We start from the raw sequence: 23499 nt of genomic DNA, 5'->3' as shown, positions 1-23499 counted from the left end.
CGCGAAGAGGCCGGGACAGGCAACATCAAAGCTTCAGTTCCCCGGGAGTCGCCCCGAACAACTGCTTGAAGGCCGCGATGTAAGCCGAAGTCGAATCATACCCACAGCCCAACGCCGCCTCGGTCACACTCTCCCCCGCCTCCAGCAACGCCAGCGACGACAGTAACCGCATCCGCTGGCGCCAGTTACGAAAACTCAACCCGGTCTCGCGCTGGAACAGCCGCATCAAGGTCTTTTCCGAGCATCCCAGCTGCACCGCCCACTGCTGCAACGTCTGCACCTGGTCCGGCGCGGCAATCAGCCCATTGCACAGCGCCAACAACCCCGGATGCCGCGGTAGCGGCAGGGAGAACCCCACCTCGGGCAAGGTGCGCAACTGATCGAGCAGAACAGCCACCAAGCGGCCTTCGACACTGTCACCCTCGACGTATTCAGCCGGGAACAGGCAGAACTGCTTGATCAGCTCCCGCGCCAGCGCTGTCACCTCCAGTACCCGGCATTGCGCCGGCGCCCACGGGCAGGCATCGCGGCGGATATACAGGCTGCGCATTTCGGCCTGCCCGGAGGTCACCACTTCATGTTCGGCACCGGCCGGTATCCACACGCCCCACTGCGGCGGGGCGAAGTAGCTGCCATCGTCGGTATACACCCCCAATACACCACTGATGGCGTAGGAAAACTGCACCCAGTCGTGGCTATGACGCGTCGTCCAGGAGCCGGCGCCGAGACTTTCGGCGCGGGCATAAAGCGGCCTGGGCAACTGATCCAGGGCAGGAATGGCACGGGGATGTCCGATCGTCTGCATAGCGAATTCTTGTAGTTCTGAGCAGACAAGCCTAACAGAGATCGGTACCGCCCTTCGGTCAGCGCTCGACGATCACCGTGACCCCTTGCCCACCCGCTGCGCAGATGGATATCAGGCCACGCCCTTTTCCGGCCTTGGCCAGCAATTTCGCCAAATTGGCCAGGATCCGCCCGCCGGTAGCCGCGAACGGGTGGCCCGCTGCCAGCGAACTGCCCTTGACGTTGAGCTTGCTGCGGTCGATGGCCCCAAGCGGTGCATCCAGCCCCAGCCGCTCACGGCAATACTCGGCATCCTCCCAGGCCTTGAGGGTACATAGCACCTGCGCGGCAAAGGCTTCGTGGATTTCGTAGTAATCGAAGTCCTGCAAGGTCAGGCCATTGCGCGCCAACAGGCGTGGTACTGCGTACACCGGCGCCATCAGCAGCCCTTCACGCCCGGTGACGAAGTCAACGGCGGCCGTTTCGCCATCGACCAGGTAGGCCAGTACCGGCAGGCCCTGCTGTTGTGCCCATTGCTCGCTGCCAAGCAGCACCATGGAGGCGCCATCGGTGAGCGGCGTGGAGTTGCCCGGCGTCAGCGTGCCCAGGCCGCTTCGATCGAATGACGGCTTGAGCCCGGCCAGTTGTTCCAGGGTCAGGTCCGTGCGCAGGTTGTTGTCACGGGTGAGGCCCAGGAAGGGCGTCAGCAGGTCATTCTGCCAGCCCTCGCTGTATGAGGCCGCCAGTTGCTGATGGCTGTGCAGCGCCAGCGCGTCCTGTTCGGCGCGGTCGATCCCCCAGGTTTGCGCCATGCGTTCGCAATGCTCGCCCATCGACAGCCCGGTGCGGGGCTCGCCATTGCGCGGCAGTTCGGGTTTCAGGTGGCCTGGGCGCAGCTGCAGGAACGGTTTGAGCCGCTCAGCCAGTGTCTTGCCGCGATTGGCCTGCAGGAGGATTCGCCGTAGCCCCTCGTTGACGCCGATGGGGGCATCGGACGTGGTGTCCACGCCACCGGCGGTGCCACAGTCGATCTGCCCAAGGGCAATCTTGTTGGCCACCAGCAGCGCCGCTTCCAGGCCCGTGCCGCAAGCTTGCTGGATGTCGTAGGCCGGCGTCTGCGGCGACAGGCGCGAGCCGAGCACGCATTCGCGGGTCAGGCTCATGTCCCGTGAGTGCTTGAGCACCGCCCCAGCCACCACTTCGCCCAGGCGTAGCCCGTGCAGGCGATAACGCTCGATCAAGCCTTCCAGGGCTGCGGTCAGCATCGCCTGGTTGCTGGCGCTGGCGTAGGCGCCGTTGGAGCGGGCGAAGGGAATACGATTGCCGCCCAGGATCGCGACCCGGCGAGTTGAACCCATGCGTTAGTTCCTCCTGAAACAATTTGATCCGTACAGCCTAGGTGTTTTTGCCGCATTCGAACGACCTTGCCACAAAGTTGGTCCACACTTGCAAGCTTGCCTTCAGGGAGACCCGCACATGAGCGATCGCTATCTCGGTTTTGCCAACTCCAACCTCGGGCGCCGCCTCGTCGATGCCCTTGGCCTGCCGCGCCCGGCGCCGCTGGAGCGCTGGCAGGCGGGCCGCCTGCGGCCGGTGGAGGGCGCGCTGGTGCTGGGTGGCGGGCCACTGGCGAACCAGGTCGAGGCCATCGCCCCGCGCCTGACCGAAGCACTGTTCAGTTTCAATGGCGACGGCCTGCAGGCACCCGCCTGGGTCGCCGGCCTGGGGCCGAAGCTCAAGGCCGTGGTGTTCGACGCCAGCCATCTGTCCGATAGCGACCAGCTGAAGCAGCTGCGCGAATTCTTCCAGCCCTTGCTGCGCAGCCTTGCACCCTGTGCCCACGTGGTGATCCTTGGGCGTGCCCCGGAATCCCTCGACGACCCGCTGGCCAGCGTCGCCCAGCGCGCTCTGGAGGGCTTCAGCCGCTCGCTGGCCAAAGAGCTGCGCAACGGCGCTACCGCGCAGTTGTTGTATGTGGGCGCGGGTGCAGACGATCAGCTGGAAGGCGCCTTGCGCTTCTTCCTGTCACCCAAGAGTGCCTTTGTTTCCGGCCAGGTCCTGCGCCTGCAGGCCTGTGCCGCCCAGGTCGAAGACTGGACCCGCCCGCTCGGTGGCCGTCGCGCCCTGGTCACAGGCGCCGCACGCGGCATTGGCGCCGCCATCGCCGAAACCCTGGCGCGTGATGGCGCCGAGGTGATGTTGCTCGACGTACCCCAGGCCCAGCAGGAGCTCGATGCCCTCGCTGCTCGCCTCGGTGGCAAGGCGCTGGGCCTGGACATCTGCGCCAGCGATGCCGCCGCGAAACTGCTCGAAGCCCTGCCCGACGGCATCGACATCGTCGTGCACAACGCCGGCATCACCCGCGACAAGACCCTGGCCAACATGACCCCGGAATACTGGGACGCGGTGTTGGCAGTCAATCTCAAGGCCCCGCAGGTGCTGACCCAGGCCTTGTATGAAGGGGGCGCGCTGGGCGAAAACGCACGTATCACCCTGCTGGCGTCAGTCAGCGGCATTGCCGGTAACCGCGGCCAGGCCAACTATGCCGCTAGCAAGGCCGGCCTGATCGGCTTCGCCGAAGCCTGGGCGGCGAAGCTTGGCGAGCGCGGCGGCAGCATCAATGCCGTGGCCCCCGGTTTCATCGAAACGCACATGACTGCCGCCATGCCCATGGGCTTGCGCGAGGCCGGGCGACGCTTGAGCTCACTGGGCCAGGGCGGGCGTCCACAGGATGTCGCCGAAGCTATCGCCTGGCTCAGCCAGCCAGGCTCCGGCGCGGTCAACGGCCAGGTGCTGCGCGTCTGCGGCCAGGCCCTGATGGGGGCCTGACCATGAGCCGCCAATGGCAAGACCTGCACAGCCCGGACTCACGCGCCAGCCTGTACCTGCGCGCGGCCAGCAAACGCAAGATCAGCGGCGATACTCTGCCCGCCAGCGGCCTGCGCAGCTTCATCCGCGTGCAGCCCGACAACCTGGCAGCCTACCGCCGACTCTGCCACTTCACCGACGATGGCCGCTTGCCGGGCACTTATCCGCACGTGATGGCCTTCACCCTGCAGTTGCAACTGCTGACTGCCCACGACTTCCCTTTCCCATTGCTCGGGCTGGTGCACCTGCACAACCGCATCGACGTGCTCCGCCCGCTGGGTGGCATCGACGGACTGCGCTTTGCGGTGTATGCCGACAATCTGCAGGTGCATGCCAAGGGCGGCACCTTTGACCTGGTCACCGAAGCCGAGGATGGCCTTGGCCTGCTCTGGCGTGAAACCAGCCGCATGCTGGTACGTGGCCTGAAGCTGGGTGGCCAGGTGCAAGACTGCGAGGAGTTCGAGCCCGACGCCCTGCCGGAGGTCACCCGCTGGTACGCCGACGGCGATATCGGCCGTCGCTACGCCAAGGTCTGTGGCGACTACAACCCGATACACCTGAGTGCCGTCAGCGCTCGCCTGTTCGGCTTCCCCAAGGCCATCGCCCATGGCATGTGGAGCAATGCCATGGCGTTGGCGGCCTTGCGTACGCACATGCCAAACAGCGGCTACCGCTTCGAGGTGGACTTCCGCAAGCCGGTGCGCTTGCCATCGGAGGTTGTCCTGAGTGCCAGCGAAGCGGGGCCGGCGGGTGAGTTGCGGCTGGACGGGCATGCTGGGTTGCTGCACATGGTCGGGCGCTGGGCCGTGCTCTAGCGCCCTGATTGCACTTGCTTTGCATCGGGCCTGCGCAGAAGCTATGCAGCATTAGGAGACCCCGATGAACCTGCAAGAACTCACCCAACGCCTGCACCAGATCCGCGACAACAATGATTGGCGCGGCTTCCACAGCCCTAAGAACCTGGCCATGGCCGCCAGCGTCGAGATGGCCGAGCTGGTAGAAATCTTCCAGTGGCTGAGCGAGGACCAATCGCGCCAGCTGCCCGCCGACCAGCTGGCCCACGCCGGCCAGGAAGTCGGCGACGTGGTCCTCTACCTGTTGCTGCTGTGCAGCGAGCTGGGCCTGGACATGGAGCAGGTGGTGCGAGCCAAGCTGGCCGACAGCGAGAGGCGTTTCGCCCGATGAACGACCGTCACTTCGATGAGCTGGCCACACGCTTTGCCGAGAAAATCTACGGCGGCGCCAAGGGCGCGATTCGCCTGGCCGTGCTCCAGGCCGACCTGGCCGACGCCCTGCCCGACCGACCGCTGCGGGTGCTCGACATCGGCGCCGGCCTGGGCCACATGGCTTTGTGGCTGGCCCAGCGCGGCCACGATGTAACACTGGCCGAGCCGGCCGCCCCGATGCTCGAGGGTGCCCGGGCGCGCTTCGCAGAAGCGGGCCAATCGGCAACCTTCATCCAGGCGCCCTGGCAAGAGCTGCTTGGCCAGCTCACCGAGCCTTATGACCTGGTGCTATGCCACGCCGTGCTGGAATGGCTGGCCGAACCGCAGAGCATTCTGCCTGTACTGCATCAGCTGGCTGCCCCAGGCGGCTGGCTGTCGCTGGCGTTCTACAACCGCGATGCGCTGGTCTACCGCAACTTGCTCAAGGGCCATTTCCGCAAGCTGCGCAGCAACCGCCTGGAAGGCGAAAAGCAGAGCCTGACCCCGCAAAAACCGCTTGATCCACGGGAACTCAAGGCGCAACTTGAAGTGATGTGGCAAGTCGAAAGTGAAAGTGGCGTGCGCGTCTTCCACGACTACATGCCCAAGGAATTCCAGGACAAGGCCGAGCTGCTCGACCTGCTGGAAATGGAACTGACCCACCGCCGTCACCCAAGCTTCGCCGGGCTCGGCCGCTACCTGCACTGGATGTGCCGGCCCCGCTGACCGCGCCCCTCCGGGAGGGATACATGCCGTACCGTCTGTTGTGCCTGGCCTTGCTGCCGCTCGCCCTGGCCGCCTGCCAGGCCAGCAACCCCTATGTGGCCAGCAGCCGCCCGCTGCCGCCAGCCCCTCCACAAGCGGCCAACACCTTCGACGCCAGTGCCTACCCGGCGGCGCCGCGTGACTACGGGCACTACCGCAGCTGGAGCTGGCGCGGCGGCCAGCTGCCAAGCGGCAATGCCGACGCCGACCCGGCACAGATTGCCGACGCCGTCAGCGGCGCCCTCGACCAGCATGGCCTGCGCCCTGCCCGGGGCACCACCGGCGACCTGCTGGTAAGCGCCGACATGCGCCTGGAGCGGCGCCTGCGCCAGGTGCGTGACTATGACACTTACGACCCCTATTACGGCCCGTACCCCTACGGCGGTGTCGGCTTCGGCGGCTACCGCAACGGTTACGGCGCCTACGGCAGCGTCCCGATCGTACGCACCTACGAAGTGGAGGTGATGGTGGTGCGCATCGACCTGTTCGATGCCCGCAACGGCCAGCCGGTGTGGAGCGCCAGCGCTGAAAGCGGCAGCGACAAAAGCTCGCCGCGCGATCGCGAGACCGCCCTGCGCGAATCGGTTCACAAGGCGCTCAGCGGCTATCCTCCCAGTTAATGCCTAACGGAGAACCATCATGTTGCGCCGCCTCGTTCTACTGTCATTCGCGTTATTGCTCGCCGCCTGCTCGAGCAACAACGTTCAGCAGGATTTCGACGCCAGCCGCGATTTTGCTGCCTATCGCAGCTGGGCATGGCAGGAGCCAGGCCTGCAATACCGCCCGGATGATCCACGCATCAAGAGCGACCTGACCGAGCAGCGCATCCGCACGGCGGTCGCCGACCAGCTCGACCAGCGCGGCCTGCGCCCCATCCAGGGCAATGCCAGGGCTGACGTGACAATCCGCGCCTACCTGATCGTCGAACAACGCCAGCAACAGATCACCACCAACTATGGCGGGGCCTGGGGCGGCTACTGGAATGGGTACTGGGGCGGGCCGATGTACAACGAGACCCGCAGCGTCGACTACAAGGTGGCAACCATCCAGATCGACCTGTTCGACGGCCATGACGGCAAGCTGGTCTGGCGCGGCAGTGCCGAGCAGATCATGAACAACTACCCGCCTGGCCCGGATGAGCGTAACAGCGCGATCCAGAAGACCGTTGCCCAAGTGCTCGGCAACTATCCGCCTGGCCGGGTGAAATAAAACAATCGCCGGGGGCCGCTGTGCGGCCCATCGCCGCGGTTCGTCGCCACGACAAGCGCGGCTCCCACAACGACCTTTTTGCCCCCCTGCCATGGCCGTTCGTCAGATCGCGTCTACCCTGTTTAAGAAACCTGACTGATCGGGTATCAGTGTTCAACGAATGGGAAAGGCGGCCTGCCGATGCAAAGCATTGTTCTCCTGATGTGGCTTGCCTTGTGCACTGAGCAAGATATTCGCGAACGCCAGATCGCCAACATGCTGACCCTGGGTTTCGCCGCAGGCGCCCTGGTCTGGCTGTTCGCCACGGGTCACACCTGGATCGGCGCCGATGCCAGCGACGCTGGCTGGGCCCTGGCCATCGTCATGTTGCTGACCCTGCCAGGCTACATGCTGGGGCGCTTCGGTGCCGATGACGTCAAGCTGATGGGCGCACTGGCCCTGGCGACCAGCCCGCAGTACGTGCTCGGCACCTTCATCGGTGCGGGCGTCAGCGTGGTGCTGTGGCTGCTGACCCGCAGGCGCCTGTGGACGCTGCTCAACCCCAAAGTTAAGAAGCGCCTGGCCACCCTGACGGAAGAAATGGGCGACAAGCAAGCCTTCGTGCCTTACGTGTTGGCAGGCTTTCTTCTCACGGCTGTATGGATCCAATAGCCATCCCTGTTGTCCGATCACTTGCACAAACCTTGTACAGAACTGCGAGGAGCATCTACTTTTTAAGCTGCCAGAGCGTCTGGCCCGGGAGCAGGGCCGCTTACGAACAGGGAGTAGATCGTGAACAAGTCATTCAGTGACGTGAAGGTTCTGGTCGTAGATGACCAGCCGCTGATCGTCGAACAATTGTGTGAATACCTCGAAATCCAGGGCCACCACTGTGCGGCGGCTCACTCCACCGACGAAGCCATCGAACGTTTCGTCGCAGATGAAGCCATCGGCCTGGTGTTGTGCGACTTGCACATGCCCGAACGCGATGGCATCGAGCTGGTCCGTGCGCTGAAAGACATTGCCGGGCGCCAGCGCATGTTCCAGGCCATCATGCTCACTGGGCGTGCCGACAAGCAGGATGTGATCCGCGCCCTTCGCGAAGGTTTCGCCGATTACTACCAGAAGCCCATGGACCTCGATGAGCTGCTCGAAGGCGTGCGCCGCCAGGAGCAAGTGCTGCTGGAGCGCAAGGCCAACCTTCGTGACCTGGGCAACCTCAATCAGCGCCTGCAGGACCTGGCCGGCTCCATCGATGAACTCTACCAGGACCTGGAGAAGGCCCGCGGCCAGGGTGTCCACCGCCGCGCCACCGACATCGTCGAAGAAGCTGTTGAAGGTGAACTGCCTGCGGCGTTCGAGAAGCTGTCTCCGCGGCAACTGGAGGTCGCCAGGCTGGTGAGCAAGGGCAAGACCAACTACCAGATTGCCTGTGAACTGGGGATCACCGAAAACACCGTGAAGCTGTATGTGTCGCAGGTGCTGCGCTTGACCCACATGCACAACCGCACGCAGTTGGCGTTGGCGTTGACGCCGAGTTCTTCACCCGTGCATCAGCGATTTACCACACATTGAGATCTTCTCAGGCTTGGCATGAATGCCAATGGCCTCATTGCCAGCAAGCCAGCACCCACAGGGACAACGCTGGCCTGGTGGCACGTGGTTATCATGTGAAAGCCGGCTTGCCGGCGATGAGGACGGTACAGCCAGCATCTACTCCAGCATGTAGCTAAAACTCACCGTCCATCGCGGCCCTCGGCTCATGCTGTCCAACGCCACATCCGCCAATGGCTTGGCCACCTCCAGTGCCACATTGCCGTACCGCCCATCCCCAAGCCGCACACCCAATGCCGCCGAACGCATCCTGGCATCTTCAAATGGCCCGCCGTTGTACCAGGCCTGCGCCGCATCCAGCAGCGCATAAGGCTGCACCAGCCGCACCCAGCCAGCGCCAGGCTGGATGCTGTAGTTCAGCTCGTAGGCCACGCCCCAGCCCTTGTCCCCCGCCGCCTGGTCCTTGGGGTAGCCATGGCCGAAGTTCTGCCCGCCAAACACCGCACGCTCGCTGGCAGGCAGCCGGTCATCGGTCCAGTACAAGGCGCCTGACAGCACGCCCTGCCAGCGCTGAAACAACCTGTCGCTCTGCAACCCCGCCACGCGAAAGCGCAGGAAGTCCATGTCGTAATCCGCATCGCTGCGTGCGCCCAGGTAATCCAGCCCCTGATACACCCCGGCGCTGACCATGCGTAGGCGCCCGCCCTCGACCTTGCGCCAATCGCCCTCGAACGACAGCGCACGCACATAGGTGTCGTTGTGCCCCAGGCCGCTGGTGAGGTCTTCGTCATGCTCACTGACCGAGTAGACATGCCCGGTCACCGCCAGCCATTCATCCGCCGTGACGATCACCGGCTGGCCAAGCCCGATTGCATAACGCTCGCTTTCAATCCGCTGGAAAAACTGCGAACCATGCTCCAGCGGTACAGCTGTGCGCGGCTCGCTGCGGTAGCGAGCGGCCGAAAGCAGCAACTGGCTGCCTTGTGCATCCAGATGCTGGCTGTAATCGAGGCGCTGGTACTCGGTGTGGTCATCACCCGGTGGCAGCAGAACACTGGCCGTCAACTGCTCGGCAAAACGGGTCTGGGCATTGCTGGACACCTTGAACACCCCCTGTGGGCCCTCGCGACTGCCATCGCTGAACGCCACTGCCGCATCGAAGGGCTTGCGCAAGGCATGCACGGTAAGCTGCGCGGCGCCCTCGCCGTGCTCGGCCTGGGTCAAGTCAGCCTGCAGCGTCACCCCGGGGATGCGCTGGGCCAGGCCGATGAAGCGGTCGAGCGTCGCCTGGGTCAACGGGCGCTCCGCCCGCAAACGCTCCAGCAGCTGGTCAAGGTAAGCGCCAGCGGGCCCGATATCCCCTTCACGCCGCACGTTGTGGACATACCCCTCGACCAACACCACATGCACGCGGCCCTCGGCAAAATCCTGGTCAGGCAGATAGGCCAGCGACAGCAGGTAGCCGTCGAGCTGGTAGCGCCGGGTCAGGCGTTCGGTGAACTGCTGCAGCTCGCCCACGCTCACTTCACGGCCAATCAAGGGCTGGTAATGCTCGCGCAACTCGCTCAACGGGTAGACCGTACCGCCCTCGAAGCGCACCTTGTGCAGCACGAAACGCGTTTCCATGGGCAAGGTGTCGGACACCGATCTGGGCGGCGCCAGCTGCAGGCTCGGAGCAAGTGAGCGATAGGCCTCGATCGGCAGGTTCGCGCTGGGCAGACGGCGCTCATATTCATGGCCGTCGAGAAACACTGGCAAGGGCTCGGCAATCACCAGGCTGGCCCAGGGCGACAGCAACAGGGGCATCAGCAGAAGACGCATAGGACGCTCCACAATCCCTTGGGTACCGGGGCGTCGCCGGCCTCACCCGTCACTTGCAAGCGTAGGTGCTGCCCCGGTAAACGTCGAACCCCTACTCGTTGACCTGGAACGCCACCCGCGCTGTTTCTCCGCTTTCGTCCAGAGCACTGAGTTCGAACTGCCCGACCTGGTCAAAACGCACCAGCACGCTTTCCTGACCTTCGCTTTCACCCAGCGGCTGACCGTTGAGGAACCACCAGCGGCGCCCGCCACCCCCCAAGGCAGAAACGCGCAACTGCAAGGGTTCGCTACTGGTGGCCGGGCGCCGCAGGTTGTCGTCGGGGCGCACGCCGACGATCGACAGCGGCGGCGCACTGGCCGGGACCTGTGGCGGGCAGCTCGGGTCCACCGCAGGCAGCCGCGCCGCACGCCGCTCGACGCGTGGCAACCAAGGCTCCAGCGGTGCCGGCCACAAAGCGATGTCGAGTGCCTTGGCGCCTGGGCAACTGCCGTCTACGCGCAGGCCCTGGGCATTGACCCAGATGCTCTCGCGTAGCCCCAGGCCGAGGGGCTGGTCGGCAGCCTGCAAAGTGGGAGGTGTCGTGCCATCGAGGGTCCAGGCAAAACGCTGGCGCCGGCAGTTCGGGTCCTGTCGGTTCATGGGCTGGCCCAGCGGCCAGCAGATGGCTGCCACGCCAACACTTTCCGGCACACGTTCCACCGGCACCCGGATACCGCGCTGGCTGTCGCGGTTGCTCAGCAAGTCGTGCACCTGCAGCATCAAGGGCGCCGCCGAGGCCAGGCCGAACTGCCCGGGCACCGGCGTGCCGTCGGGGCGACCGATCCATACCCCGATCAGATAGCGCGGCCCTACGCCGATCGACCAGGCATCGCGAAAGCCATAGCTGGTACCGGTCTTCCAGGCCAGTTGCGGGCGCTGCACCAGCTCGGCATGCGGGTCGCGGTCGGGCCGCGCCTGGCCACTGAGGATGCGCCGGATGATCCAGGCCGCGCCCGGCGACATCAGCCGCCGCTCCAGCAACGGATCCTGCGGTTGCAGGCGAACCTGCGCGCTGTTGCCGCCCCGGGCCAGTGCCGCGTAGCCGCCGACCAGGTCCTCCAGGCGGCTACCGGCGCCGCCCAGAATCAATGCCAGGTTGGGCTCGGCCAGTGGCGGCAGCGCCAGCGGCACGCCGGCCATGCGCAACTGCGCGGCGAAGCGCTTGGGCCCATAGGCTTCGAGCAATTGCACCGCCGGCAGGTTGAGCGACAGCGCCAGTGCCGAGCTGGCCGACACTGGGCCGCTGAAGCCCATCGAGAAGTTACCAGGGCGATAGTCACCATAGCGCCGCGGTACATCCTGCAGCAGCGATTCGGAGTGGATCAGGCCATCATCCATGGCCAGGCCGTAGAGAAACGGCTTGAGCGTCGAGCCTGGCGAGCGCAACGAGCGGACCATGTCGACATGGCCAAAACGGCGCTCGTCGCTCAGGTCGATCGAGCCCAGGTAAGCGCGTACCGCCATGGTCTGCGCCTCGACCACCAGGATCGCCGCCGAGGTGCGCTCCGGCAGGCGTGCGCGCCAACCCAGCAGCAGGTCCTCCAGGCGCCGCTGCAGCGAGGCGTCGAGGGTGGTGCGAATTAACGTCGGGCTGTCAGGGGTGTTCAGTCGCCGCGCCAGCAGGGGCGCCAGCGCAGGCTCCTGACGCGGGGCCAGCAGCAAGGGCTCCTCGGCAGCCTCCTTGATCTGTCGGGCTGGCCACACCTGATACTCGTCCAGGCGCTGCAGCACCTTGTCACGGGCCCGTTGGGCACGGGCCGGATGGCGGTCCGGGCGCAAGCGGCTTGGTGCCTGCGGCAGCACCGCCAGCAGTGCTGCTTCGGCGGGCGTGAGATGTTGCGGTGACTTGCCCAGATAAGCCCAACTGGCAGCAGCCACCCCCTGCAACGTACCGCCGAACGGGGCACGGTTCAGGTAGATCTGCAAGATCTCACGCTTGGACAGGTGCCACTCCAGCTGCGCGGTGCGCCACAGCTGCCGCAGCTTGCCGGCCAGGGTGCGATCATGCGGGTCGAGCAGGCGTGCAACCTGCATCGACAATGTGCTGCCGCCAGACACCACCCGCCCACCGCGCAAGTTGAGCCAGGCCGCCCGCACCAGGGCCAGCGGGTTGACCCCCGGGTGGCGGTAGAACCAGCGATCCTCGTAGGTCAGCAGGGCCTGCAGGTACAACGGCGAAACCTCTTCCGGGCTGACCGGATAGCGCCACACGCCATCGGCATCGGCAAAGCGCCACAACGGTGTGCCGTCTTCGGCCAGCACCACCCGTGCCAGGTCATTGCCCGGCATTGGCAGTGGCCAGATGCGGTCGGCCAGCCACAACAGGCCGAGCAGCATCAACAGGCTGATCACGGCAGCACGCACAAGCCTTCCCGCTCGGGTACGTGGCCGCGCTAAGCTTGGCATCGGGAACCGGCCTGGCCAGGCAATGGCCTAAGGCTTGGGAGCGGCAACCGTGCCGATTCGTTCATCAGGAAGCAACTATGCATGTAGAAGGTTTTTTCGAGTGGCTTGGCCAGGCACTGGGTTCGTTGATCCGTTTCATCGTCGACATCATGAGCGGCCTGTTCAACCTGCTGGCCAACGCCGGGGGCAATTTCATCGATGGCCTGGCACGCACGCTGGGCATGGACACCTCGCTACTCAGCATACTCGCCCTGATCATCGGCCTGATGCTGCTGTACTCGGCAATCCGCGCCTTCATGCGTGCCTCGATCATCCTCGGGATCATCTGGCTGGTGTTGGGGTTGTGGGTGATGAGCTGGGTGATTCACTGACGGATGCTGGACTGCTTCTGTGGGAGCGGCCTTGCGTCGCGAAAGGGCTGCACAGCAGCCCCGGCAATTTCAGTTGCCCGGCTGAGATCGGGGGGCGCTTCGCACCCCTTTCCGACCGGTCCGGCGCCCCGGCAAGGCCGCTCCCACAAGGTCCGCACTAACCTTTAACGTACTTTTACCGTCATCTCTCCTTGCCCGTCCCCCACGGCCTGCAGGTTGGGTCGATACATCGACTCCACCTGCGGCGGCGGCACCCGGTAGGTGCCCGGGGTCACCGCCCGCGCCAGGTACAACAAATGCGTGGTGCCATAGCCATCGAGCTTGAGGGCCGCCACGTAGCGGTCATCACGGTACTCCTGGTGCACCACGCTGGCGTTCTGCATCGACTCGCGCCACTGCTTCACCGCGCTGCTGGCGTTGTCCAGGCTGGCAGCGCTCTGGGCCAGGTTCTGGTTCTCCAGTTCCAGGCCTGCTGGCAGCAAATCGACCACCAGGGCATCCGGCACGCGATCGCTGGCCTTGAGCGCCAGGTGCACCAGCACCAGGTCGCCGCTGCGCAGGTTGTGCAGATCCAGCGGCTGGCCGTTCATGCCCAGGTACTCACGGCGGATCTCCATGCCGTTGCCACCCGCGACAGGCGCCTGGCGTGGATAGCCCGACAGGGTCAGCTGCTGATAGAGCGTTTCGCTGCCCTCGTTCTGCACGCTCAGCGGCGAGGCCAGCAATGGACCTTCGAGCTTCATGCCCGCTTCGACGTTGTTGAACTCACGCACTTCGCCGGCACTGTCCAGGCGTGCCTTCCACGGCGCTTCCGGCTTGCCTAGCAGCCCACGGCCGGCCAGATACAAGGCGTTGCGCTCCTGGGTCGACAACCAACGGTTGGCCGCCAGTTCGTCCGACAGCGCGAACAGGCGCTGATCGACCTGGTTGCTGGCCAGTTTGCTCTCCTGCAGCAGCGCCAGGATCAGCGCCTGGTCGCGCAGGCTGCTGCCATAGTCGGCCATCCAGCCCTTGCTGCGGCTGATGCCCAGGCCCGCCTGCAGTGCCTGCTCGGCGCGCGGCTTGTCGCCCATGGCGTCCAGCGCTACCGCCAGTTGCACCAGCGGCAAACCGGAGCGGGCATCGGCACGGCGTTCGAACAAGCTGCGCAAGGCGCCCAGCGGTGCCTGCTGGCTGCGCGACAGCACCAGCGCGGCGTAGGCTTGTACGGCGAAGCGGGTGTGCTCGGCGTTTTCGCTGTAGTCGACTTCGATCAGGTTGCGTTCCTGCAGGTAGCGCAACAGGCGCTCGTTGGCCTTCTTCAAGGCCTCGGCCGGCACGCCGTAGCCCTGGTCACGGGCACGCAGCAGGAAGTCGGTGACATAGGCCGTCAGCCAGTATTCCTCTTCGCTGTCCGAGCTCCACAGGCCGAAGCTGCCGTTGTAGCGCTGCATGCCCAGCAGGTGCTCGATGCCCATCTCGATCTTGCGCTTGCGCACCTCGGCCGGCTCACCCTTGATGCCCAGGCGCTTGAGGCTCTCGGCGTCGGCGTACAGTGACGGATAGAGGCCGCTGGTGGTCTGCTCCAGGCAGCCATAAGGGTAGGCTTCGAGGGCACGGATCTGCTCGGCCAGGTTCAGCGGCGGGCGGCTCGACAGCGCCAGGCTGGCTTCCAACCCCGCTGGTTCAAAGGTGGCCAGGTCGCTTTCCGGCAAGGTCCATGGCTGGTCCTTGAGGGCCACGCGGTAATGCTTGAGCATCGCCGGGTAAGCCGGGCGCACACCCAGGGTCCATTCGCGTTCGAAGGTGTTCGCCGGTTCGCCCGGCAGCTGCAGGCCATTGACCCGCACCCGCACCTTGCCCTGCCCCAGGCCACCCTGAGCCTGCACCGGGATCAGCAGCGTACTGCGCTGGCCTTCGGCCAGTGCGATAGTCTGCTGGGCGCTGGCTGTAAGGCTCAGTTGGCCCTCGGCGAGGATCTCGACACTCAACTGCTGGGCACGCCCCGACAGGTTGGCCAGGTCCAGCGCCAGGCTGGTGCGGTCACCGCCAGCCAGGAAGCGCGGCGCCGACAGTTCGGCGATCAGCGGCGCGGCCACCACCGTCTTGCCTTCGGCCATGCCGAAATGCTCGTCGGTCCAGGCCTGGGCCATCAGCCGCAATTCGCCATTGAAGTCGGGAATGTCGACGGTCGCCTCGCCTTCCCCCTGTTCGTTCAGGGTCACCGGCAGGCTTTGCTGGGCAACGATGGTCACCGTGGTGTTGGGCCGCTTGCCGCCCTTGGCCATCGCCGCGTCACCGCCGAAGGCCAGGCTGGCCAGGCGGCCTTGGCCGGCTTCGATCAGCTGGCCGTAGATGTCCAGCTGGTCGGCGCCGTAGGCTTTGCGGCCGAACAGGCTGGCGAACGGGTCGGGGGTCTTGAAGTCAGTGATGTTGAGGATACCCACATCGACTGCTGACAGCAGCACATGCACCTGCTTCGGCACGCTGCCGTCAGCATTGGCGGCCTTGATCTTCACCGTCAGCGGCTGCTTGGGCCGCATCTTCTCCGGCGCCTGCAGGCTGACCGCAAGCTTGCGCTCGGCGCGCGCCAGCGGCAGGTGCAGCACGCCGACGGCGCGCTTGGGCGTGGCATTGGCCTTGCGCTCACCCGGGCGGATCACCAGCGCGCTGATGTACAGGTCGTGGCGCGCCCACTGTTTGTCCAGTTGCACATCGAAGGTCTTGCCCTCGGCGGGCACCTCGATTTCCTGCCACCACAACGGGCCATCGCTGGATTCGATCATCAGGTAGCCGCTGCCGGCCGCAGGAGGGGTCACGGTGACCTTGGCGGTGGCGCCATCGGCATAGGCCGGCTTGTCCAGCGCCAGCTTCACCTGGTCCGGCCGCACCGCGCCGCCTTCGGCGTTGTCCTGGGCGCGGTAACCGGCCCAGAAGCGCTCGCTGGAAACCAGCCCGGTCTCGGGGTCTTCCACCTCGACGCGATACGGGCCCCACTCCACCTGGAAGCTCAGCTTGGCGGTGGAGCCAGCCTTGACGCTGATGGTCTCCTCGCTCTGGGTGAGGAATTTTTCGTTGTAGTTGTAGCTCCAGCCATCGCTCTGCGAGTAGTTCCAGTAATAGTCGCGACGCTCGCGGATCAGGCGCACTTTCAAGTCGTTGGCGGCGAGCTTGTTGCCATCGCGGTCGGCCACGAGGAACTCGAATTCCACCGGGCCATCGCTGTCGGTTTCCTCACCGTCGAACAGGCCGCGCAAGCCAGGCAGGCGCTCGGCAGGCCAGATTGGCTGTTCGAGGCGGCGGGTGATCGGCCGGCCGCCAGACTCCTGCAGGCTGGCCTGCACGGTCAACTGCAGCGGCGAGCGCGCTTCGGCCCAGTGGCTCTCGATGTCGACCACGGCCTTGCCAGCCTGGTCGAGGGTGACTTCGTCCAGTTCCAGATCCTGGGTCAGTTCGGTTTCGGTTACCGAGCCGAACTGGTAGCCCGGCAGTGCCGGCACGGCTTCGCGCAGTGGGCGCACATAGGCTTGGCCGCTCAAGCGGTTGCCGGCAGCCGGCGCACCGTAGAGGTAGCGGCCATTGACCTGGATGCGCGCATCTTCCTCGGGCGACAGCGGTGTATCGCTGCCTTTGAGCTCTAGTGCCAGGCGCTCGGGAAGGAAGTCTTCGACCAGGAACTCGTAGACCTGCTTGCGCCCGCCACCGAGGTCGAGCAGCAATTGCCAGCGGCCGGTCGGGGCCTCCGTGGCCAGTTGCAGCTGGTACTGGTACAGGCCATTGGCGTCGGCCTCCCAGACGAACTTGCGGCTGACCTGTTCATCCGGACGACGCACTTCCACGCTGACCGGCTGGGCCTTGACCGGCTTGCCATCCTGGTCGCGCAGCAAGCCGTTGAGCAGCACCGTCTCCCCCGGGCGATAGAGGTCGCGCGGGCCGAAGATGAAGAACTGCAGCGGGTTGGCCTGGGGGCCGGTGATGTCGAACTCGGCCAGGTCCAGGGCCGCGGTGTTCAGGCGCAGCAAGGTGGTGTGCACGCCCTGGGTGGCGATCAGGGTATCGGCCTTGGCCGTGATCGGCAGCTGGGCATGGCCGGCGCCGTCGGTCTTGGCCTGGGCCAGCAGCTTGCCCTTGTCGTCATGCAGTTCGAGGTTGACGTCCTTGAGCGCCTTGCCGCCTTCCAGGGCCTGGGCGAACACGTCCAGGCGGTCACGGTAGCGGTGGGCGGACACGCCGATGTCGCTGAGGGTGAACAGCGTCGCCGGCTGCGAATAGTCATAGGTGCCCGAGGCACGCATCACGGCCAGGTACACGCCTGGCTCCTGCAGCGGCTTGATCCCGGCAATCGGCAGCAGCACGGTTTCGCGGGTGTTGCGCGCCGGGTTCAGGTCGAAGCGGCCGCTGTAGACCAGCTCGGCCATGTCCAGGGTTTCCTTGGACTGGTAGTAGTACAGGCTGCTGTTGCGGCCCCAGTTGGCCAGGAAGGTCGAGAGCATCTCCGGCTTGACCCGGAAGAACTCGACATCGACCTTGGGCACGTTCAGCGCGATTACCGGCAGGCCTTCGGCCAGGCGGGTGGGCAGCAACGAACCACGGCTGGCAAAGCCGACGGTGGGTTGCATGTCGCGGGTTTCCAGGCGGCTCACCGATTCGCTGTCGAGCTGCTTGCCGTTGATCGCCAGCAGGCCCTTGTCGACGGTCAGCACCAGCTTGCGCTGCGGCTCGAGGTGGCGCAGGCGCAATTCCATCTGGTTGTCGGAAAGCTCCCAGGCACCGTCGACCTTGCCTTTGACCGTATCGACCAGGTGAACCTTGGCAGCGAAGTCCTGCTTGGCGTCCAGCGGTGCCGAGAAGCTGATCGACAGGGTACTGGCGCCATCGAGCTGCACTTCCGAGACATCCAGCACGCTGAGCTCGCGCCCCTCGTAGCGCTTGGCGAGGACGGCAGGGTCCTCGCGCTTGGGCGCCGGGGCCTCGACCGCAGCGCTCGCGGCCTGTTTTTCGGCGGGCGCGGGCTTGTCCGGCGTCGAGGAATCACAGGCACTGAGCAAGGCCAGCGCGCAGGCCAGCAACAATCCTTTGTTGAACATGGAGTGGGAACTCTTTGGCAGCGTGTACGTGAGGGCAGCAACTATAGCGCAACGGCAGCTGTAGCACGCGCCGTCGCGCACATTGGTTGCTTGGCCGGTACACTGTGCCCAGCCGAATACTGGGGGCGCAGAGCGTCCTCACAGCCTCAGGAATTGCAATGCCGCAACTGACCACCGACTGGCAACACCGCCCCACCCACCGCAAGGTTTGGGCGCTGGCCGCGCCGATGATCCTGTCCAACATTTCGGTACCGCTGGTGGCTCTGGTCGACAGCACCGTAATCGGCCACCTGCCCCACGCCCACCAGCTTGGTGCCGTGGCCGTGGGCGCCACGCTGTTCACCTTCATGGTCGGCCTCATGGGCTTCCTGCGCATGGGCTCCACCGGCTTCGCCGCCCAGGCCGCCGGGCGCGCCGACGGCGCCGCCCTGCGCCAGGTGCTGGTACAGGGCCTGCTGCTGGCCGTGGCCTTCGCCCTGGTCATTGGCCTGCTTGCCCTGCCCTTCAGCCAGTTGGCGCTGCACGCCATGCAACCAAGCGAGGCGTTGCAGCAGTCCACCGAAGACTTCTTTCATACCCGGTTGCTCGGCCTGCCTGCTGCGCTGGCCAGCTATGCACTGGTCGGCTGGTTCCTCGGCACACAGAACGCACGAGCGCCGTTGGCGATTCTGCTGACCACCAACCTGCTGAACATCGCCCTCAACCTGTGGTTCGTGCTGGGCCTGAACTGGGGCGTGCTGGGTTCGGCACGGGCCTCGGTGATCGCCGAATGGAGCGCCGCGTTGCTCGGTCTGGCCCTGACCCGCCCTGCCCTGCGCGCCTATCCCGGGCAGATCGTCTGGGCTGCGCTCAAGCGCTGGCAAGCCTGGCGGCCATTGCTGGCGGTGAACCGCGACATCTTCCTGCGCAGCCTGGCGCTGCAATTGGTGTTCCTGCTGATCACCGTGCAGGGCGCGCGGCTGGGTGAAGCCACGGTGGCGGCCAATGCCCTGCTGCTCAACGGGCTGCTGCTCACCGCCTATGCCCTCGATGGCCTGGCGCATGCCGTGGAGGCGCTGTGCGGGCATGCCATTGGTGCGCGGGATCGGGATACCTTGCGCCGGTCACTGGTGGTGGCCTGCGGTTGGTCGCTGATCACCAGCCTGGGGTTTGCCGGTTTGTTCCTGCTGGGCGGGCACCTGTTCATCGACCTGCAGACCAATATCGAGAGCGTGCGAGCGGCGGCCTATCCGTACTTGCCGTACCTGGCGCTGCTGCCGTTGATTGCAGTGTGGAGTTACTTGCTCGACGGGCTGTTCATCGGCGCAACCCGAGCGCGAGAGATGCGCAATGCGATGGTGCTGTCGGTGCTGATTGCGCTGCCTTTGGGGGTGGTCATGAGCGGGTTTGGCAACCATGGGTTGTGGTTGGCCTTTCTCGGGTTCATGGCGTTGCGGGCGGTGACGCTGGGGTGGGTTGGCTGGCGATTGCAGGAAAGAGGGCGTTGGATTCAATGACGCCGGGGCCGCTTTGCGGCCCTATCGCGACACAAGGCCGCTCCCACAAGGTCCTGCGTTCGCCGATCAATGTGGGAGCGGCCTTGTGTCGCGAAATGAGGGCGAAGCCCTCCCCTGCTGACTCACAGCCACACACAATCCCAATGTGGGTACTCACCTGCACGCTTGACCAGCCCGGCACGAATCGGGTTAGCAATATGTAGCGAGCCGCCACCTTCACATCCTCTTCGCGACGCAAGGCCCGATCGTGAAAACTGGGTTGCCAGATGTGACGACGGTCAGCACCTGCTCGATAGAGCGCACAGCTGCTTCGCGATTTGAATGCACACATCAGATCACTGAGATCGACGTCAGCCAGTTCGATCAACCAGTGCAGGTGGTCTGGCATCAGCACCCATGCCAGAGATCTGCAGGCTTTATCCTCATCACATTTGCGTAATTGCCGGATCACTGTTCTGGCCAAGCGAAAATCACTGAACAGCGGGATACGATCTCGCGTGTTGGTGGTAATCAGATAAAGGTGTTGGGATGCTGACCAGCGGCCTCGCCGCAATAGATTGGAGCTGGGACTTTCCATGTCACTCTCCTTTGAACATTGCATTCAAAGGTAGACGCGGTGGAGCTAAGCCTTCAGAGAGGTTCATTACCGCGTGTGAACTCGGTGAGGGCTTCGCCCTCATTTCGCGACACAAGGCCGCTCCCACAAAAAAGCCGTACGGCGTTTGCAGGAGCGGCCTTGGCGATCACGAGGAGAGGTAGGACGAGCGGGTCAGGCCCAGACGCAACGCATCGAGGAACTGGGTCCGCTCACGTGCGCTGATCTTGGCGCTGGCCACCTTGTCGCGGTAGTGGGTCATCAACTCCTCCGGCGACAGGTGCACGTAACGCAGCATGTCTTCGATGGTGTCGTGGGTCTCGATACCGGCGTGGTACACGCTGCCATCGGCATTCTGGTAGATGTTCACCGAGTCGGTGTCACCGAACAGGTTGTGCATGTCGCCAAGGATTTCCTGGTAGGCGCCGACCAGGAACACGCCCAGCAGGTAGTCCTCGCCTTCGTTGACCGCATGCACCGGCATGCTGGTCTCGATGCTCTGCTCGTCGACGTACTGGTTGATCTTGCCGTCGGAGTCGCAGGTCAGGTCCTGCAGCACCGCACGACGCATCGGCTCTTCGTCCAGGCGGTGCAGCGGGATGATCGGCAACACCTGGCCGATGGCCCAAGTGTCGGGCAGGCTCTGGAACACCGAGAAGTTGCAGATGTACTTGTCGGCCAGCTTGTCGTTGAGCTCGTCCAGCACCTGGCGGTGCGAGCGCTGGCGGGCTTTCAACGAGTTGTGCAGGCGGCGGCACACGGCGAAGTAGCACTGCTCGGCCAGGGCCTTCTCGGCCAGGCTGATCTTGCCATCGGCATACTGCGCCGCCACGTCGCCCATATAGTGGGTGGCGCGCCAGTAGGTTTCGGTGACCATCTCGATGTCGGTCGGGCCCAGCAGGTCGACCAGCCATTGCACGGTTTCCGGCAGGGCTTCCTTGTTCTCGATAGTCGGCACGTCGTCGTTGTGCTTCTCGACGTCGGTCACCTGAATCACCAGCATCGCGTGGTGCGCAGTCAGCGAACGGCCGCTCTCGGAGAAGATGTGCGGATGCGGCAGGCCCTGCGCGTCGCAGAACTCCTTGAGCATGCCCACCACCACGCCGGCGTAGTCGTCCATGTCGTAGTTGATCGAGCTGGCGTTACGCGAGTGGGTACCGTCGTAGTCCACGCCCAGGCCACCGCCGACGTCGATATGGTCGACCGGCAGGCCCAGCGCACGCAGTTCGCCGTAGTAGCGGATGGCTTCCTTGAAGCCGTGCTGGTAGTCGGCCAGGTTGGCGATCTGCGAGCCCATGTGGAAGTGCAGCAGGCGGATGCCCTGGTCCAGGCCCGCATCACGGAAGCGCTGCACAACCGAGATCAGTTGGGCTGCGGACAACCCGAACTTGGACTTCTCGCCCCCGGTGTCGGCCCACTTGCTCGATGCCAGCGACGACAGGCGCACGCGCAGGCCGACCTGCGGCTTGACCTTGAGATCGGCAGCCTCGTCGATCACCAGGGCCACTTCCGACTCTTTCTCGATAACGATGAACACATTGTGGCCGAGCTTCTGACCCATCAGCGCCAGGCGGATGAACTCGCGGTCCTTGTAGCCGTTGCAGACGATGGTGCCGCCCTTCGGCGCCAGCGCCAGCACGGCCAGCAGCTCAGGCTTGGAGCCGGCTTCCAGGCCGATCGAGACGTTCTGCGTGGCGATGATGTTTTCCACCACCGCTTCCTGCTGGTTGACCTTGATCGGGTACAGCGCGGTGTACTGGCTCTGGTATTCCAGGCGTGCGATGTTGGCATCGAACGCGCCAGTCAGCTGACGCACGCGATCCTGCAGGATGTCGGGGAAGCGCACCAGCAGCGGCAGCGACAGGCCGCTCTGACGCAGCTCGTCGACCTGCTCGAACAGGTCGATCGGCGCGCTGCTGGGGCCGTTGGGGCGCACTTCGACGCGCCCGGCTTCATTGATGGCGAAATAACCAGCGCCCCAATGGCGGATGCCGTAAACACTGCGGCTGTCGGCCACGGTCCATTGGCTACCATCGTCTTTGCGTGTGCGTCGTACGGACATTCAAGTCCCCTATAGATAAGTCGAAGACACTGCCCCGCAAGGAGGCGGGCGCAGTGTAAAAGCCGAAAATGACGATTTGCCCGTGCCCTGGGGTAGACCCTGGTCACGGGAACGAGTTTAGAAAGCGTTGGGCAAAAAATCGCGGGGGCGCATCAGCCGCCGGACTTTTTCGCCTTGAAGCCCTGTTTGATCAGCTCGGCGATCAGCAGCTCGACGTGATCGCCCTGGATCTCGATGACCCCATCCTTCAGCGCACCGCCGGTACCGCAGCGGCGTTTGAGGGTGGTGGCCAGCTCCTTGAGCTGGTCGAGCGGCAGCGGCACGCCGGTGACAGTCGTCACGGTCTTGCCGCCACGGCCTTTGCTTTCACGACGCACACGGGCGATGCCGTCACCTTCGGGGATGACTTGCTGCTTGCAGGTGCAGGCGTCCACCGGCTGGCCACAGTCGGGGCAATGCCGACCTGAATCGGTGGAGTAAACGAGACCGCCAAGGGCGGCGAAGGAAGAAGCTTTCTTGGCCACTTTTGTTCCTCTGTGCTGAGGACAAAAACTGGTCAGTCCCTGGGGCAGAGACCGACCGCGAAGCCCCACTCTGGCAGGGGCGGCGCTACTGCCGCAAGATCCTGCGGCAGCCCGAAAAGGGCGCGCAGTGTAACGATAAATCAAGCTGTTGCTAAGTACTGGAATGCGCCATTTTGCGAATGATTTGCGACCTTGGGGCTGCTCTGCAGCCCCAGCTCTATTTCAGACTGGCCTTGTAGCGCTGCAACGCGGCCAGCGAGTCCGGGCAATACGGCTTTGTCAGGCTTTCCTGCTCGGCCTGCTCAAGGCTGATGAACTTCGCCTCGATCACCTCTTCCGGCTGCAACCGCAGTGGCGCATCCGACACCGCCGAATACACCGCGCACCACAGGTGGTTGTCCGGCATATCGAAATAGAACCGCTCATGGAAACGCAGTTGGACACCTTCGATGCCCAGTTCCTCGGCCAGCTCGCGGGCAGCCGAGTCGTCATACGCCTCCCCTGCCGTCACCATGCCTCCGGCCGCCACGTCCCAATACCCCGGGTACAGCGCCTTGCTCAGGGCCCGCCGGTGCACACACAGCTCACCGACACTGTTGAACAACAGGATGAACGTGCAGCGGCCGATCAGGCCGCGCTCGCGCAGCTCGGCCCTGGGCAGCGCGCCGAGCACCTGGTCGGCGTCGTCCACCCAGGTGACCAGTTCACGGTCGGAAGCCGCCCGGTGGGCGGCCTCGTTGGCGCTGATGGCCATG

18 protein-coding genes and 1 pseudogene are annotated in these 23499 nt (G+C 64.9%); 10 read left to right on the top strand and 9 right to left on the bottom strand.

The genetic code is table 11. The annotated features are described in order from the left end of the window. Positions 1-25: 25 nt before the first annotated feature. On the bottom strand, positions 26-805 hold the full coding sequence (locus N430_RS05380; RefSeq protein ID WP_110633744.1) for a helix-turn-helix transcriptional regulator: 780 nt from the start codon (positions 803-805) through the stop codon (positions 26-28). Positions 806-863: 58 nt separating this feature from the next. After that, a complete protein-coding gene (locus N430_RS05375) occupies positions 864-2141 on the bottom strand; it encodes an acetyl-CoA C-acetyltransferase (RefSeq protein ID WP_110633741.1) in 1278 nt (425 codons plus the stop codon). A 118-nt stretch (positions 2142-2259) separates the two neighbouring features. Here N430_RS05375 and N430_RS05370 point away from each other — a divergent pair, with 118 nt between their 5' ends. The 8 genes from N430_RS05370 (at position 2260) to N430_RS05335 (ending at position 8384) form a co-directional block, all read left to right on the top strand. Beyond that, positions 2260-3612 (top strand): 3-oxoacyl-ACP reductase, encoded by a 1353-nt coding sequence (locus N430_RS05370; protein ID WP_110633738.1) that lies wholly within the window; start codon positions 2260-2262, stop codon positions 3610-3612. 2 nt (positions 3613-3614) lie between these two features. After that, positions 3615-4466 carry a MaoC/PaaZ C-terminal domain-containing protein gene (locus N430_RS05365; RefSeq protein WP_110633735.1) on the top strand — a complete coding sequence of 284 codons (852 nt, stop codon included), beginning with the start codon at positions 3615-3617 and terminating at the stop codon, positions 4464-4466. Positions 4467-4530: 64 nt separating this feature from the next. Then, entirely contained in the window at positions 4531-4836 is a 306-nt protein-coding gene (locus N430_RS05360) for a MazG-like family protein (protein ID WP_103445808.1), read from the top strand. Then, the gene (locus N430_RS05355; RefSeq protein ID WP_110633732.1) at positions 4833-5582 is read left to right on the top strand and encodes a methyltransferase domain-containing protein; all 750 of its coding nucleotides are present in this window, start codon (positions 4833-4835) and stop codon (positions 5580-5582) included. The genes N430_RS05360 and N430_RS05355 overlap by 4 nt, the downstream gene beginning before the upstream one ends. A gap of 23 nt (positions 5583-5605) precedes the next feature. Beyond that, entirely contained in the window at positions 5606-6241 is a 636-nt protein-coding gene (locus tag N430_RS05350) for a DUF4136 domain-containing protein (protein WP_110633729.1), read from the top strand. A gap of 19 nt (positions 6242-6260) precedes the next feature. Further along, positions 6261-6830: a DUF4136 domain-containing protein gene (locus N430_RS05345; protein WP_110633725.1), complete on the top strand. Its 570-nt coding sequence runs from the start codon at positions 6261-6263 to the stop codon at positions 6828-6830. 180 nt (positions 6831-7010) lie between these two features. Beyond that, positions 7011-7481, top strand: coding sequence for an A24 family peptidase (locus tag N430_RS05340; RefSeq protein ID WP_103445812.1), 471 nt, complete (start codon positions 7011-7013; stop codon positions 7479-7481). 120 nt (positions 7482-7601) lie between these two features. Beyond that, on the top strand, positions 7602-8384 hold the full coding sequence (locus tag N430_RS05335; RefSeq protein WP_110633722.1) for a response regulator transcription factor: 783 nt from the start codon (positions 7602-7604) through the stop codon (positions 8382-8384). A gap of 138 nt (positions 8385-8522) precedes the next feature. Here the strand turns inward: N430_RS05335 and N430_RS05330 are convergent, their stop codons facing one another. Together N430_RS05330 and pbpC are read right to left on the bottom strand one after the other, a co-directional pair. Next, positions 8523-10184 carry a ShlB/FhaC/HecB family hemolysin secretion/activation protein gene (locus N430_RS05330; RefSeq protein ID WP_110633719.1) on the bottom strand — a complete coding sequence of 554 codons (1662 nt, stop codon included), beginning with the start codon at positions 10182-10184 and terminating at the stop codon, positions 8523-8525. Between the two features lie 91 nt (positions 10185-10275). Further along, positions 10276-12630, bottom strand: a complete 2355-nt coding sequence (gene pbpC / locus N430_RS05325) for a peptidoglycan glycosyltransferase PbpC (protein ID WP_110633716.1) — start codon at positions 12628-12630, stop codon at positions 10276-10278. Between the two features lie 77 nt (positions 12631-12707). Here pbpC and N430_RS05320 point away from each other — a divergent pair, with 77 nt between their 5' ends. Beyond that, the gene (locus N430_RS05320) at positions 12708-13001 is read left to right on the top strand and encodes a hypothetical protein (RefSeq protein ID WP_103445815.1); all 294 of its coding nucleotides are present in this window, start codon (positions 12708-12710) and stop codon (positions 12999-13001) included. A 164-nt stretch (positions 13002-13165) separates the two neighbouring features. On the opposite strand, the gene N430_RS05315 is transcribed toward N430_RS05320, so the two are convergent. Next, on the bottom strand, positions 13166-18067 hold the full coding sequence (locus tag N430_RS05315; RefSeq protein ID WP_110633713.1) for an alpha-2-macroglobulin: 4902 nt from the start codon (positions 18065-18067) through the stop codon (positions 13166-13168). A 158-nt stretch (positions 18068-18225) separates the two neighbouring features. Between N430_RS05315 and N430_RS05310 the strand changes: the two genes are divergently transcribed. Beyond that, complete coding sequence (locus tag N430_RS05310; protein WP_110633710.1) at positions 18226-19563, top strand: MATE family efflux transporter; 1338 nt, start codon at positions 18226-18228, stop codon at positions 19561-19563. A 122-nt stretch (positions 19564-19685) separates the two neighbouring features. Here the strand turns inward: N430_RS05310 and N430_RS05305 are convergent. The 4 genes and pseudogenes from N430_RS05305 to N430_RS05290 form a co-directional block, all read right to left on the bottom strand. Beyond that, positions 19686-20140 (bottom strand): annotated as a pseudogene (locus N430_RS05305) (transposase). Positions 20141-20306: 166 nt separating this feature from the next. Next, positions 20307-22220: an arginine decarboxylase gene (gene speA, locus N430_RS05300; RefSeq protein WP_110633707.1), complete on the bottom strand. Its 1914-nt coding sequence runs from the start codon at positions 22218-22220 to the stop codon at positions 20307-20309. Positions 22221-22372: 152 nt separating this feature from the next. Further along, positions 22373-22744 (bottom strand): translation initiation factor Sui1, encoded by a 372-nt coding sequence (locus N430_RS05295; protein ID WP_110633704.1) that lies wholly within the window; start codon positions 22742-22744, stop codon positions 22373-22375. 217 nt (positions 22745-22961) lie between these two features. Next, a complete protein-coding gene (locus N430_RS05290) occupies positions 22962-23498 on the bottom strand; it encodes an NUDIX hydrolase (RefSeq protein WP_110633701.1) in 537 nt (178 codons plus the stop codon). Between the last annotated feature and the right edge of the window lies 1 nt (position 23499).

The organism is Pseudomonas sp. CC120222-01a (assembly GCF_003097235.1).
Lineage (GTDB): Bacteria > Pseudomonadota > Gammaproteobacteria > Pseudomonadales > Pseudomonadaceae > Aquipseudomonas.
This window is presented reverse-complemented; position numbering and strand designations above follow the sequence as displayed.

Coding starts and splice junctions, on each gene's coding strand:
- N430_RS05380 (WP_110633744.1), bottom strand. CDS start 805: ATGCAGACGATCGGACATCCCCGTGCCATTCCTGCCCTGGATCAGTTG.
- N430_RS05375 (WP_110633741.1), bottom strand. CDS start 2,141: ATGGGTTCAACTCGCCGGGTCGCGATCCTGGGCGGCAATCGTATTCCC.
- N430_RS05370 (WP_110633738.1), top strand. CDS start 2,260: ATGAGCGATCGCTATCTCGGTTTTGCCAACTCCAACCTCGGGCGCCGC.
- N430_RS05365 (WP_110633735.1), top strand. CDS start 3,615: ATGAGCCGCCAATGGCAAGACCTGCACAGCCCGGACTCACGCGCCAGC.
- N430_RS05360 (WP_103445808.1), top strand. CDS start 4,531: ATGAACCTGCAAGAACTCACCCAACGCCTGCACCAGATCCGCGACAAC.
- N430_RS05355 (WP_110633732.1), top strand. CDS start 4,833: ATGAACGACCGTCACTTCGATGAGCTGGCCACACGCTTTGCCGAGAAA.
- N430_RS05350 (WP_110633729.1), top strand. CDS start 5,606: ATGCCGTACCGTCTGTTGTGCCTGGCCTTGCTGCCGCTCGCCCTGGCC.
- N430_RS05345 (WP_110633725.1), top strand. CDS start 6,261: ATGTTGCGCCGCCTCGTTCTACTGTCATTCGCGTTATTGCTCGCCGCC.
- N430_RS05340 (WP_103445812.1), top strand. CDS start 7,011: ATGCAAAGCATTGTTCTCCTGATGTGGCTTGCCTTGTGCACTGAGCAA.
- N430_RS05330 (WP_110633719.1), bottom strand. CDS start 10,184: ATGCGTCTTCTGCTGATGCCCCTGTTGCTGTCGCCCTGGGCCAGCCTG.
- pbpC (WP_110633716.1), bottom strand. CDS start 12,630: ATGCCAAGCTTAGCGCGGCCACGTACCCGAGCGGGAAGGCTTGTGCGT.
- N430_RS05320 (WP_103445815.1), top strand. CDS start 12,708: ATGCATGTAGAAGGTTTTTTCGAGTGGCTTGGCCAGGCACTGGGTTCG.
- N430_RS05315 (WP_110633713.1), bottom strand. CDS start 18,067: ATGTTCAACAAAGGATTGTTGCTGGCCTGCGCGCTGGCCTTGCTCAGT.
- N430_RS05310 (WP_110633710.1), top strand. CDS start 18,226: ATGCCGCAACTGACCACCGACTGGCAACACCGCCCCACCCACCGCAAG.
- speA (WP_110633707.1), bottom strand. CDS start 22,220: ATGTCCGTACGACGCACACGCAAAGACGATGGTAGCCAATGGACCGTG.
- N430_RS05290 (WP_110633701.1), bottom strand. CDS start 23,498: ATGGCCATCAGCGCCAACGAGGCCGCCCACCGGGCGGCTTCCGACCGT.